We start from the raw sequence: 13,994 nt of genomic DNA, 5'->3' as shown, positions 1-13,994 counted from the left end.
TAACTGAAACAGGAATTTTTAGAGGCAAACTAAATTAGTTAGATAGCAAAAGAAGTAGCAAATAGGGAGTAGGGAGTAGCTCTTCCCCCTATTGCCTATTCCCTATTCATACATACCAGCATTTTGCGTTATTATTCATGACTGATTTCCAAAAATCCAATGATAAAATGGACTAAACAAGCTATTCAAAAAAAGTTCCAGCTCGCAAGCTGCTACTAAATCTGTCTTGAGCTGTTGGCGATATCTCATCAGGTGAAGCATAGTCTTGCCCAAATCATTGATTAGGTAAACTAGAATCATAACAGGCTTTTGCCAATGTTTAAAACGCAACATGCGAGTGGGATACCTACTTAACCCAACTCCTCGAAATAATTTTAATAAATAGTCTTTTTCCAAACGCCATTTTGGGATTTGATGATCTATACACATTTGAGGGTTATGCCAAATTTCCCAACCGGCGTTTTGAATATAGGATAAGGTTTCTATATCTTCTCCTTTAGCAGATAGGGATGTCGCACATACCCCTTTGAGCCAAGGCTGTTCAGGAACATTATTTAACCAGGCTTGCTTACGAATCACTAACCCCGCACCCACAGGAAACACCCCTTGACGAGGCTGATAACAAAATGGCTTTTGACCTCGTTCTATGATAGCGAGAAAACAAGCAATTCGCTTAAAGTTTTCCGGTGGTTTAACTTCATAGTCTCCATAAATTTGACTACCATAAGCACCAGCTTGGGGATGGGAATTACCAAAATTATAAGCAGCATTAACCCAATCCGAAGTAGGTAGATTATCATCATCTAAAAACCCGACATACTCACCTTTAGACTCCTGGATAGCACGGCGTCGGGCAAATGCTATTCCCTGTTTTGGTTCAAAGTAATATCGGATCGGATAAGCTCCTGGATGGGATTGATACTCCTTAACAATTTTGGTGGTATTATCAGTACTATTATTATCAATAATCAGAATTTCCCAAGAAAAATGCTCGGTTTTAATTTGATACAGTAATCGTTTTAAAACTTTAGGTAGACGAGTTTCGCCGTTATAGGTACAGATAGCAACTGTGAAATCAATCATTGGTAGTCAACCATTATAGTCCCTTTTGAATTAAGAATGTAGAATTAAGAATTAAGAATTTGTAGTTCTACATTCTGCATTCTACATTCTGCATTCTGACAGACAACCTACCCTACACCGAATACGGGGCGAACAACCTTCAAGTGCTTTGCCTTAAGCAATCAATAAAAAAGTCGTAGCAGCATTATCGATCAGGGTTTCAGCCTGGACATGATTCAGGATTGCCAAGGTTTCATCACCAAAGCTAATCACAGCGTTGTTACCTTCTTGAGTAACAGATAACTGACCAAAGCTTAACCCATCTGCTAAACCGATGAAGTCTTCACCGACTTGGAAATCTGCAATCGTATCAGTTCCTTCACCAGCGGCCAGGATAAAGGTATCACTACCATCACCACCAGAGGCATTATCACCAAATAGGGTATCATTGCCAAGACCACCCCGCAGTAAGTCATCCCCAGCATCACCCCAGATTTGGTCATCACCGTTCTGACCAAACAGGGAATCATTACCGGCTTTTCCACCAATGCGATCGCTTCCAGCACCCCCGTAAATTACATCATCCCCTCCAAGGGTATTGTCAGAGGAACGGCTGTTGAAATCACCTCGTAACACATCATCTCCATTACCCCCAAAGATAGTATCATTACCTAAAGCACCAGCAACTGTATCATTGCCAGCTCCGGCAATGATTGTTTCATCAGCTTCGGTACCAACTAGTTCATCATCTAATGGGGTTCCCGGACCGGGGTTAACTGAAAAGACAGTAATGGTTTCACTGTCTTCTTGAGCCACTATCAGCAGGGGTTCACCATTGGGGCTGTCTTCCACAGGAATAAATGTTAGCCCCTCAGGCTCACGGTCTACTGGATTATCTGGATTGCCACCATTATCATTGGGCAGATATTGGACAAATTCAGGAGCCGTGGGATTAGTGACATCGTAGACAATCACGCCGCCTATTCGTTCGAGGCCGATAAATGTGTAAGTGCGATCATTAATGACCCCGGTGACAATTCCTTCCGGTTCTGGTCCTTGGTTGTCACTGCGATCGTCAAAGGTATCAGGAGTGCCGCTAGAATTAAATAGTTCAGGAACTTGCTGAGCTGTAATTTGTTCAAAGTCATCACCACTATCAAATACTAGGTTGCCAAACTGATCCCAAATTGAGAAGGAGCGCCCACCGTAGGAGAATAGCTGGTCGAAATCACCATCATTATCCAAATCCCCATCAATGGTAGATACTCTCAAACGACCCAGTTGAGACTCTTGTTGCAAGGTTTCAGCATTCGGAAACGCATCTGGGTCGAGGGTCAAGTTTGCAATCCGTTCCTCTTCATCCCTGATATCCCCTTCATTGGCAGTGACGTAGTAGGTTTGACCGTTTGCCTCAAAGGATGCGATCGCATCTGGTTGGTATAGACCGAAAACAGGCCAATTTTGGATGTTGATGGCATCATCCTCATTACTAGCATCCAAGGCATTGTTATCACCCAGGTCGATCAGACCTAAGACCACAGGAGTTGGATTGGGGTTCAGAGGAACCGAGCCATCCACCGGAATCTCCTGTTCGAGTACTCCAAAGTCATTGTCATTGAGTACAGCCAGTTTGCCATCATCCAGTAGCGCTAGACCTTCTGGTTTATCACCAGCAAGATACCCAATGGAAGGCAGGTTTGTCACCTTAATCTTATTGACCGCCTCAATACCAAGAGCATCTAGGTCATCTGCACTCAGCTGCTCCAGAGTAGACCCAGTAGGTAGTGTGGGGGCATCGGGAGCAAGTAAATTAGTGGCTGCTGTCAGGTCTATTTGGAAGATGAACTTTTTGGCTGTATCACCAACTGCTGAATCTCGCTCAATGACAAATAATTTCCCATTCTCAGCATATACCGCATCACCAATCTTATCTACTCGTCCTCCACTACGGAAAGCGGGGTCTTCGAGCAAGTAAACATACTCGGCAACCGCATTCCCTGTGGTAGTATCAATTCCGAGAATCCGAATCACATCCGAGTTATCGGAGGTAGCACGGTCTGGATTCTGTAAAGGAGTTTGAATAAAGGCGTAGAGGATATTCTCGTCTGGATCCAGAGCTACGGCCTCAAAGCCACGGTTACGGCGGCGATTGGCGTACTCCTCAGGTAAGGACTCAGTACCAAAGGTTCCCACTGCTGCATCAGCCAAGGCAGCTGTTCCTTGGGGAACAAAGCGGTCAATCAGAACACCATCGGTATCAAAGTGGTAAATAGCTGGACGGTACTCATCCACCATCCAGAAGGTGCCATCAGCAGCGATTACTACCCCTTCCAGGTCAGCACCAAACTCATCTAAGGGCAGCAAATTGCCAGATAAGTCTACTGGTTCTTCATCCACCCCTGCAATATTGGGTAGTCCTGTGATTGGTGTGGTGCTATCTTCACGGGTCAAGAAAATGGTTTCGGTAATGGCAATCTCCCCAGAGCTGGGATTTAACTCAAACCGGATTACTTGAGCTTGGTAATCCGGTAAGGCAAAGGGTCGTTCGTTACTCCCATCTCCATCCACATCAGTGGGTTCACCATTAGGTCCCCGGTCTGGAACCGTGACAAACTTCAAGTTGCCAGTTGCTGGATCTGTCCCTTCGTAGAATAAGCCAGACAGTCCGCCCAGTTTAATCTCCTGACCCCCTTCGGTAGTACCAAGTACAGGCAAGTCATTGAACTCAAATAGCTCTACGCTGGGTTGACCTTGGCTGTGGTCTTTCGCACCCAGAGGCAGGATATCCACCACCGTAGCGGACTCCAGGTCTACCACCCCAAAGGCATTGTTTTCCTGGAGGTTGACAAAGGCTGTAGTACCATCGCTTGAAACAGCAATGAACTCTGGTTCCACATCCTCAGCAACAGTCTTGTCTGGGAAAATACGTACACCCTTTGCCCGGAATTCCGCTTCACGACCATTGAAGGCGCTGAAGTCTGCTGTGGCGACATTGTCTTGGCTTAGAGTTGCTATCCCACCGGACACATCAATAATACTGATCGATCCTTCAGGATCAATGCCATCATCCGCTACTCCTTCATTAGCAACCAGTATTTTGGTGCCATCAGGGGTAAAGGTGAGCATATCCGGTAGGGCTCCTGCTTGCACTACCTTCAGGGCATTGGGGTCAGCTGGATTGTTCCGAAACGCAGCAATATCTACAATTGCTACCTTCCCCGGATCAGTAGAAGTGCTAGCTTCTAAAGCTAGTGCTAGTAAACCATTGCTATAGGCTACGCTATTTGCTCCGTCAATGTCAGGTATTAAAGCAGCCAAATCAATGGGTGGTATTGCCTGAGTTGGATTGCTCGGATCACTGAGGTCTAGCACTTGCACCTCAGTTTCACCAGAGACTACAAATAACTCTTGACCTATGGGATCGTAGGCGGTAATTTCAGCGCCAATCTCACTAGAAAAGCTGCCAATTTTCTCTAATATATCTGCCACAAATTTCTCCTAGGTAGTAGACGACGAGTACCTATAACAGTTATTAGCTATCAACTTATTGAAAGTTTTATAGCAATGATTATGTACTCACAACCCTGTTGCGAAGGAACCGTTTCGCGAACAGCAAAATGCTAAGATTTTAATTTATACCAAAGAATAAAGCTTATTTTTATTCGCTTATTTTTTTGGTATTATTTGCTAAATTTAATAGGTAGTTTATTAGCGTTACCACTAAGGTTGTATAGTGTTGACTTTCCTTTAGGTTAATGGTTGATTATCAACCGTTAAACCTCAGCCTATTACGTTGATTTTCTACCTACTTAGTTAGGGGTTGCGTCTGAACTCTACGGCTAGTGTTGACAATTAACCTCTAACCTCGATATAGTGTGGCGATGGCTGAATAACGCAAATTCTCATAACAGCAAGCTAGGCTTGTAACTAGCCTGATGATAGTTATCACCTTGATTCCAGGGGAGTATGAGCATCTAACTTTATAATTTACCCAAATTAATACAGACTTTATTTATTTAGTTACCCATAACTTTTATCTGGATTTTAAGGAACTTTAGCTAAGCTGATATTCCATTCATTATCAAGTAGATTTGACCCTTTACCCGATGTCATTGCAATCACTAGTTCAGCAACAGCGACTTAAGGTTTTATTGAATTTTACTGTCTTGGATTTGATAGTCTCTGATTAGCAAACTAAATCCAAAGCATTTTTCTTTGATCTAAGCAACTGGGCTATAGATGCCCACTAGCTAAGCACCGTTTTCATAAATGACCAAAGGTATGTGGGTAGCCTTAACCTCTAAGTCGATCCTATTGGTCAGACTAATTAAGCCATAGGTTACTTGACTCAATAGCTTTTTGGTTTTAAATAAAACTATACTATAAAAAATGCTACTGTAGTAACCTTTACAGAATCTTACAGAATTTGGCCTGTTTGTTACCTCAGGTTTACTTAAAATTTACATGAGTAGCTACAGATTTGGGCTTTAATTCACAATGGGGTAGGTGTAGGGTCTTACCCTCTGGGGCGAAGCTCTTCACACTCCCTCCTCCCCTTACTAATCCCGATTAATAATTAAATTCACCACGGGTCGAATCTAAAAGCGATGCAGCAAGGAAACGGGAATTTTCCCGCACTCGCGCTTTGCATCAAGATACTGAGATGCACTACCCTAATCCTAAGATATTACCCCTTTAATTAAACGTTATAAAAGTTAGTATAATAAATTAAGACTATTTGATTCATATTAATTTTAAATCCTAATTATTATTAGGATTATTGTTTAATGATTAATTATAGCTATTTCACGTTTTATATGATTCAGTAACTAGTTTTATAAAGGAGTAGGTAACAGGTAAGTCAGGAGAGGTAATTATGATAATTTATTGATTCTTGATGCAGTCGCTCATGGGGGAAACCCCCAAGACCGCGCAAATCACGCTAATTAACCTTAATACAAATCTCCGCTACTCCCGACTCCCGATTTTGAGAATTGCTATAAGATAATGAAATCGCTTTCAGTAAGGGTTGTTACTCCCAACACTACTGCTAGGGTTTCATGTCCAACATTGATTAGAGAATTATTACTATCGGAGGTGATAGACACTTCACCAAAGCTCAAACCATTGCCTAAACTAATGAAGTCAGTGCCCAGCTCGAAGTCTGTAATGGTGTCAGTACCTTCCCCAATCTCTAGGACAAAGGTATCACTTCCACTACCATTAGAGAAGTTATCTCCAGTTAGAGTATCATTACCAAGACCACCACTTAATAGGTCATCCCCAGCATCACCCCAGAGTTGATCATCCCCGAAGCCACCATAGAGGGAGTCATTACCAGATTTCCCGCCAATGCGATCGCTTCCTGAACCACCGTAGATAATATCATCACCACCAGCCTTACCACCTACGGACTTGCTGTTTTTATCTCCGCGCAGGATATCATCACCATTGCCACCAAATAGGATATCATTACCCAATCCGCCAGCAATGGTATCATTTCCATCAAAGCCATTGATCAGATCAGCGTCAATAGTTCCAATCAACTGGTCATCCCCTTGAGTACCGTTAATCTCGGAAGTAGTTTCTACTATTGCTGTCGGGGATTGAATAGTATCGAGGTCTAACGCAAATGCTAGGAATTGGGTAATCTGGCTGTTACGGAAATTGTTATCGCTACCAATAATTAGGGATTGTCTGCCATCAGGTAAGGTTGGACCAAATGCGATCGCTTCACTATTATCCAGACGAATGCCTAAGTCATCGAAGTCCAATAGTAACCGTTTCTCAGCGACTTGCTCAACCTCCAACAGTCCACTATCTGGGTCAGTGGGGTCACTCAATAGGTTATCAACATCACTGATATCTGTAGCGCCTTGCAGCCGGACTTCATATAGCCTAAGATTATTACCGACACCAACGGCAAAGGATCGCTCTAGGGCTAGTAAAGTCCCAGTATTATCTAGCGCTAGTAATTCTACTAAACCATTGTCAGCAAAACTACCAGGGGGGTCAGGCTGATTGGGAATGGTGTCAGTGAAGTAGAGGAATTCTTGAGCCGGTGCCCCAGTTTGTAAATCGTACTGTAAAATCCGAATAGGGCTTTCATCTTCTAGTGTCGAAGCCGAGCCATCCTGAATCAGAGCATTCTCGACTGCGGTATAAAGGAAGCGCTCATCTGGGGTAATGGTCAGACTTTCAAAGGCAAGATTGTTACGAATGCCCTTTGTTCCATCAGAGGTAGGTAAGAACTTATCTGGTACCGTCAGCTGATTAAACTCTTGTCCTGCTAGAGAGAATTCATTGACGAAGGGATTAAGAAGATTGTTAGCATCCCCTTCAGAGGAGATAAACAAGGTTCCAGCACTAGTCAAGGCAATGCCTTCTGGATCAATAGCCCGTTCTGGGAAAGTCTCACCGCTAGCATTCCGTAGAGTAGTGACACCTGTAAAACCCACATCACCGTCGTCTAGACTACCATCACTTAAATCAATATCAATGGTATAGAAACGAGCGGGAGCATTTTGGCTGCGGTCATCAGACAAACCATAGTAGACACCATTAGCTGGATCGTAGGCTAAACCAGAGATACCACCAACTTCTGTATTCTCAAACTGCAATCCAGTATTAAAACTAACCTCTCCAAGGAAGTTAATACCAGTGACAACTTTCGAGTTATTATCTACCACTGTCGGCTCTACCTCAACATCAACATATACTAAACGGTGATCAGAACTAGGAAAGGGAAAATCACCCACTAGCTCAAAGGCAGGGTCATCACTTTCCGGCCAGAAAACCGTTGCGTCAGTTTAATTTCATAAAATCCTGGAATCAATGAGACTAAAACTCTCGAATTTATGGTTTTGATATCTAGAGAGTTAGAAGCAAATAAACTAGCCAAATTATTGTTTCAGCTAATGCGCTACCTCACAGGCTAGAAGCCTGTGCCACGCACCCTACGCGAACAGCTAATACCTAATACGCAATTTTTACCAACCTTAAACAGCATTGGCATTGGTTTAAGTGATGATTGAAACTAGCTGAAATCCCTTAGTCAGGGTTTCATTTCCAGGTTAAATTTTGATTGTAGTTATATAAATTTAATTATAAGGTTTGGTTAACAGTTGTTTTTAAACTTTATGTAAATGTTTAGTGTAATTTTATCTGACTAGCGTATAAAGAGTTTGTTAAGTTTACCTAGAATTAACCTAAAATTAACTTTTTCATTTTGTTTTTAACCTTGAGGCGATAGATTTTGTATAAAACTGCTAACTAAGTAAGGCGTCGGCAAGGACGTTTGTTATCAACGATTTTAATAACTAATGTTTAGTAAAGGGAATAGGGAATAGGGAATAGGGAATAGGGAATAGGGAACAGTGTAAAAAAAATACCAATTAAAGTAGGCTGGGCAAATTTATATTATCTAGAATACTCACCCATAACCAAACGGTTCTTGCCCACCCTACAAGCTTTAGTTGCTGCGGTAAGCTTATGGTTGGGTGTTGGGCATCGAGTCGAATCGAGATAATTCTTGACTTGATCAGTCAGCTTTTTTAACCCAAAGTTGTGCAACCATCTCAGCACGGGATGAAACTTTCAGCTTGCGAAACATTCGCTTGAGAGCTTGCTTGACTGAATTCTCTGTAATCCAAAGTTCAGTCCCAATTTCTGCGTTAGTGCGTCCCAATGCAACTAATTCGGCAATTTGCAATTCACGAGGGGTTAAGCGATCGCTTTTGAAAGATTGCTGCTGGGAGCGCACGGTTGTAGCCCAAACAGACAAGTGTAAACAGACTGCACTCATATCCGCTAGATTCTGTGTATTGAAAGCAGGCATTGACCGTTCACGAGTGCAGCCTAGGGCACCTACTAATTTACCACTGCTGATGATTGGTCCTGCCATCACATGCCAATGATCTGGCCGAGGACAAATCAAAGCCCAAACCTTGGGCGATGCTACCAATGATTGATGGGCAGGAGCGTGATGCTCAACGATATAGCGTAGAACAGGGTTATGGTCGATAGATAGCGCGATTTGTAGGGATTTCTGAAGCTTTTTATTAACTGGAGGCAATTGATCGAAGAAAAAAACACCCCATCGCTTTGCCGCAAAATGCTCACCAATTTTTGGGACAATGCGCGATCGCAAGTCTGCTTCATCCTTGACCTGATGAATGGCTTGAAATAAAAACTGCAAGGAACTAGTCATGAGCGTGATGATCAAAAGTGTACTCGATCGGGTACTGGGCAACCCAAACTGCCTTCCCTAATATTACCTTTAGCGTCAATATTAGGAGAAAACCGATGTCTCAATACGCTCACCCTGAAGTTTTGGTCAATACACAATGGCTGATGGATCATCTAGAAGATCCGATGGTGCGTGTGGTTGAAGTTGATATGAGTCCAGAATCTTACAAAGATACTCATATTCCGGGGGCTGTTTTCTGGCATTTCCCCACTGATCTCTCCATGCCCGACTTCGCAATGAATTTAGACCCCACTGCGATTGAGGAACTGTTGTCGCGCTCAGGAATTTCCCAAGAAACGACCGTCATTGCCTATGGTAGTTACCCAGGCACAGGAGCTTTTATTTTCTGGTTTCTGAAGCTCTTTGGACATCAAAAAGTGTATGTCCTTAACGGTGGTCATCAGAAATGGGTGGCAGAAGGTCGTCCAGTAACATCAGACTTGTCAAACTTTCCGCCCACCTCTTATCAAACAACCTCTCCCAATCCTGACTTACGAGTTTTCCAGGCAGAGGTGCAAGCATCTTTAGAGAAAACGGATTGTGTGGTGCTAGATGTGCGGACTCCTCAAGAGTTTTCTGGTGAGATATTTATGATGAAGCCGCCAGAAGGAGCTGAACGTGGAGGGCATATTCCAGGTGCGGTGCATCTTGAGAATACTGATACCTTGAATGAAGACGGTACATTTAAGTCAGTAGAAGAGTTACATGCTCTTTACAGCAGCCTAGGTGTTACAGCTGACAAAGAAATTTTTCCTTATTGCGCGATTGGTGCACGCTCTGCGTCCACTTGGTTCGTCTTGAAGTATTTACTCGGCTATCCCAAAGTGAGAAATTATGATGGATCGTGGAATGAGTGGAGCCGTCTGTCTCATGGGCTGATTGAGCAGTGAGCAGTAAAAAAAATACCAATTAAAGTAGGGCAGGGCTGTTTCAAAGTCCGACTAAAACGTGATTTGTGGGGAGGTGGGGAGATAGGGAGATAGGGAGATAGCGATGCATCGCTGCAATAGTTTTTGATGACCCTTTTATTCCATTAAACTCATTAATCCCAGTTGCCCCTACTGCTTGAGATTGCGACAACACAATAGTTTTAGAGCACCCTCTTCTCTGTATTACTCTATTTACTCCATTGCACCCATAAAGTAATCCTTTAAATTGCGATAATGTCTTGATGCAATAGCGAGTGGGGGAAACCACGGCAGTCGTTCATGGTTAGAAGTTACCGTAAGACAGTTGAGCCTTGTCTTGATGCAATAGCGAGTGGGGGAAACCACGGCAGTCGCTCATGGGGGAGACCCCCAAGACCGCGCAAATCACGCTAATCAATAAGTTTTACCCTTTTTCTGCATAGCCGACCAAGCATAAAGGCTCAACGTAATCAGGTTTCGTCTCCGGGAGACCCCCAAGACCGTGCTGCCTTCCCAAGACCGCGCTGCATCGCTGCAATAGTTTTTATAACACTTTTATCCCACTAATCCGATTAAACTTATTAATCCCAGTTGCCCCTACTGCTTGAGATTGCGACAACACAATAGTTTTTTTAGCACCCTCTTCCTCCCACACTACCTACACCTTCTATAAGCTGCATACCAACCATACCTCCCACACCTTTCACAGGAAATAGCGACAGTGCAATAGTTTCAGCAAATCTTTGCCTTTTTTGAGAAAATAGTGTTATTATAATAGTATCCTTAAAGCAATGGTTTATTGGCCATGATGATTTCCACCGCACAAGCCGCTGAATTACTTGGTGTTTCTGCCACTCGCGTCCGTTACCTTCTGGGCAAGGGCAGAGTTAAAGGCGCTTATAAGGTGGGGAGAACTTGGGTGATTCCGTTGTTTGATGGTATGCCGGTGGTCACCCCTGGCACTCGCGGACCAAAACGGAACTGGTCAAAGCGTACAAATTACACCAAGACCGTAATTCATGTTAACCAGAGGGTGATTCGCAACAATCTCAAGACGGGGGACCGCAATCCTGTGATTACGGTCAAGCGAGGCTCTAAAAATGTTTACGGTCATACAGTGGAAGTCAATGGCCCCTGTCGGGTGATGTATCGTCCGGACAATCCACTAAATTGTGGAGCACGGGTCTGGATTGAGACGATTTCTGATTTTGAAGTGATTTCAGCATGATGGATACCCAATTTGCGCCTGGCCTTAGGCCAATCCCATCAAACCAGGCAGCTAGAGGTAGTGGTCAACTAGGTCTGGACAGAAATTCCAGTTCATAAGATTCATTCGAGGGGTGTTAATCCGTTTGTCCAGTCGTCCCGCTGAAGGCGACGCAATGTTTTAAACGGCAGCCACATGGGTTCACAAGTAAAATTGGGTGGGCGCAAGGGCAACTCCCATGCACCAGTAGATAACCGATTAACAAACTCTTGTCGTCGCTTTGCCGCCGACGGCTCGCCCCGTAAGGGATCTTCAAGTCGGCTCAAGACTTGCTTCATGGCCTCAGCTTTGACAGTGTCTCCCAGACCAGTATAGGCTAGCTGTTTCAGATAGACTAGTCCCGGATCGGAGGCATGGAAATCTTCAAGTTCGTTGAGGATTTCTAAGGCTTCTTGGTACCGTTGAAGACGCTCAAGAATTCCTGCTTTTAGCAATCGAGCAAAGTAATTGTCTGGTTGTGCCCCGAGGATTAGTGCATCTATGAATTCATGTGCATCATTAATATTGCCTTCACTGATAGCGTTCAGGGCTAGAAAGTAGTTGGCTAAAGGTGCTGGCTTGGCTGCGCCGAGAGCTTTTTTCCAAGCGGTTACGGCCTTAGGGGTCTCACCCGTCTCCATCTCAACAATTCCTAGAAGCAACCAAGCTTCGCCCAGAGAAGGCTCGGTAGTGGTTGCTGCTGTTAGGTGTTTACGGGCAGTTTTGAAGTTGGAAAGACCCCCCAGTCGATAGAGAATTCGACCATAAATCAGGTGCTCCTGAGCTGTGGCTTCGGGCGCAGTTGCTATTTTTTCAGCTTCGGGACGACCGAAGGTGTTGAGGGTTCTTTCAGGATTGCAGGTTTTATCCGAACCATTGGGGGGCCAGTAGCTTTCGCCACGTAATTCGGAATACTCGACCCGTCGGTATCTACTTGACTGTGTTTTGGTAGCTGCCGAACAGTTATCTAATGCTTGGGGAATGGCGAAATTAATTTCTTCACGACAGGCTTCCGCCGCTTTGTCAACCAGTGGAAGTTCCACAGGCATCCGATAATTGAATAGTTCTCGCTCACCTTCGTGGACTTTAACCCAAACAGGGCTGCCATGGCTGGCCACTGGAATCGATAATAGAACGACCGTCTCTGGATTCAACTGGTCGAGCTGAACTAGACCCGACTCAGTGTCGTTGCCAACAGAAACAACTAAGTCTGAGTAGTTACGGGAAGCAGTAAGCCGAACCCGAGCATAAGTCTTTTCCCCCTCATCTTCATAGGTCAGCCCCGCCGCGATCGCTGCCGAGGCAGCACTCAGTTCCCCAATTCCCTGGGGCATCCACCATTCTTCCTCGTAGCTGTACCGGTCAAAAGGGTCGAGAAATTGTCCGTGGTCTTCAAAGATTTCCGTGCTGCCACCCCAAAGCTCGAAAGAATCAAGCCATCCCTGGTTCCAGTTGAAAGAGTAGAGCTTGAGACCAGGAGCGGTTGACGGGGAGGTGATCCGAACTCGGTTTAAATCATCACTTGGGTAGTAGACAGCTGCAAAGGGGTGTACCATGTCAATTCCGAAATAGCTCTTGCCGAATTTGTTGGGGTGTGCTGTCCAATTGGCGAAGACAGAGCGATCCACCACAGTATCATTGGTGCCATCGTTCATGAGCGGCCAGTTGCGGAACGCTTGGTTTTTTCCCCAATGGAAAGCCATACGTGACACGGGGAAAATGAATTTGGCATCCTCAGTCCGGGGAAGTTGTGCCGTGTTCCAGAGTTTAAATCCGTAGCGATATGGCAAAGGGTTGAACAGCGTCAAACGTTCCTGGAAAGAGGCTTGACCCGGTGCCAATCGAATCTCTTGCACTAGGGTCAGCGGTGAATACCTACCTTGATAGTTGAGATCAAGATAGTTTTGTTCAGAAATTACGGGGCTGGGCTGATTTGAGAAGCGGTCGAAGTACATGGTCATCGTCAACACGGCTGTCCCGTCCGCTAGAATCCGCCAACGATAACTTGCGCCTTGAGCTTTGCCCCGTAGACCGTGTTCGTGGAAGGGAAAGGACATGCGCCAGCCGCCGTAGTTCCAAGGTACGCCTACTTGCAATTTGTCATGTGGGATCCCTTGGGGAGTATCAAGGGCAAACATCTTGGTGTTAGTTTTGGGCGCACCATCCCTGCCCACAAGGGCGGGTTTGTAGACAACACTACGCACTCGGCCACCGAGCTGCGGTGCTACTTCGATCCGGAGGTACTGGTTTTCCAGGACTAGATGGTCAACATGGAGAGGATTCACACAGCTGCTGCAATCACCGACGAGTTCGATGGGGTGTTGCACTATGTCAAGGGTGACTGAGCCGAGCCGGTGCGGTTGGCTCTGCTCCACCAGGGAGGAGAAACCGCTCGGTAAGCTCAAGCTTAGCTCTTTTTGATTCTCAGCCGGGCTGTGGTCAGTGCAACCAACTAGGAGCAAGATGGGAGCTAGAAACCGAACGATTCTTTTCATAATCTCTTCGTCAGAGCTATGTGATCAAACCAAGC

The 13,994-nt window shown here is 44.8% G+C and carries 7 protein-coding genes; 2 read left to right on the top strand and 5 right to left on the bottom strand.

Features of this window, described 5'->3' with window-relative positions; translation table 11 throughout:
• Positions 1 to 135 precede the first annotated feature (135 nt).
• From hpsE to F6K52_RS20310, 4 genes are all read right to left on the bottom strand, one after another.
• Positions 136 to 1,083 carry a hormogonium polysaccharide biosynthesis glycosyltransferase HpsE gene (gene hpsE, locus F6K52_RS20325; RefSeq protein ID WP_293081650.1) on the bottom strand — a complete coding sequence of 316 codons (948 nt, stop codon included), beginning with the start codon at positions 1,081 to 1,083 and terminating at the stop codon, positions 136 to 138.
• Between the two features lie 153 nt (positions 1,084 to 1,236).
• A complete protein-coding gene (locus F6K52_RS20320; RefSeq protein ID WP_293081646.1) occupies positions 1,237 to 4,551 on the bottom strand; it encodes a choice-of-anchor I family protein in 3,315 nt (1,104 codons plus the stop codon).
• A 1,508-nt stretch (positions 4,552 to 6,059) separates the two neighbouring features.
• Complete coding sequence (locus F6K52_RS20315; RefSeq protein WP_293081643.1) at positions 6,060 to 7,820, bottom strand: esterase-like activity of phytase family protein; 1,761 nt, start codon at positions 7,818 to 7,820, stop codon at positions 6,060 to 6,062.
• Between the two features lie 782 nt (positions 7,821 to 8,602).
• Positions 8,603 to 9,271 (bottom strand): LuxR C-terminal-related transcriptional regulator, encoded by a 669-nt coding sequence (locus F6K52_RS20310; protein ID WP_293081640.1) that lies wholly within the window; start codon positions 9,269 to 9,271, stop codon positions 8,603 to 8,605.
• Between the two features lie 95 nt (positions 9,272 to 9,366).
• Between F6K52_RS20310 and F6K52_RS20305 the strand changes: the two genes are divergently transcribed.
• Together F6K52_RS20305 and F6K52_RS20300 are read left to right on the top strand one after the other, a co-directional pair.
• Positions 9,367 to 10,200, top strand: coding sequence for a sulfurtransferase (locus tag F6K52_RS20305; RefSeq protein ID WP_293081637.1), 834 nt, complete (start codon positions 9,367 to 9,369; stop codon positions 10,198 to 10,200).
• An 823-nt stretch (positions 10,201 to 11,023) separates the two neighbouring features.
• The gene (locus tag F6K52_RS20300) at positions 11,024 to 11,446 is read left to right on the top strand and encodes a helix-turn-helix domain-containing protein (protein ID WP_293081635.1); all 423 of its coding nucleotides are present in this window, start codon (positions 11,024 to 11,026) and stop codon (positions 11,444 to 11,446) included.
• A 101-nt stretch (positions 11,447 to 11,547) separates the two neighbouring features.
• Here the strand turns inward: F6K52_RS20300 and F6K52_RS20295 are convergent, their stop codons facing one another.
• Complete coding sequence (locus F6K52_RS20295; protein ID WP_293081632.1) at positions 11,548 to 13,959, bottom strand: DUF5107 domain-containing protein; 2,412 nt, start codon at positions 13,957 to 13,959, stop codon at positions 11,548 to 11,550.
• Positions 13,960 to 13,994: the final 35 nt, after the last annotated feature.

The sequence above is a fragment of the Moorena sp. SIO3H5 genome (genome assembly GCF_010692395.1).
Taxonomy (GTDB): Bacteria; Cyanobacteriota; Cyanobacteriia; order Cyanobacteriales; family Coleofasciculaceae; genus Moorena.
This window is presented reverse-complemented; position numbering and strand designations above follow the sequence as displayed.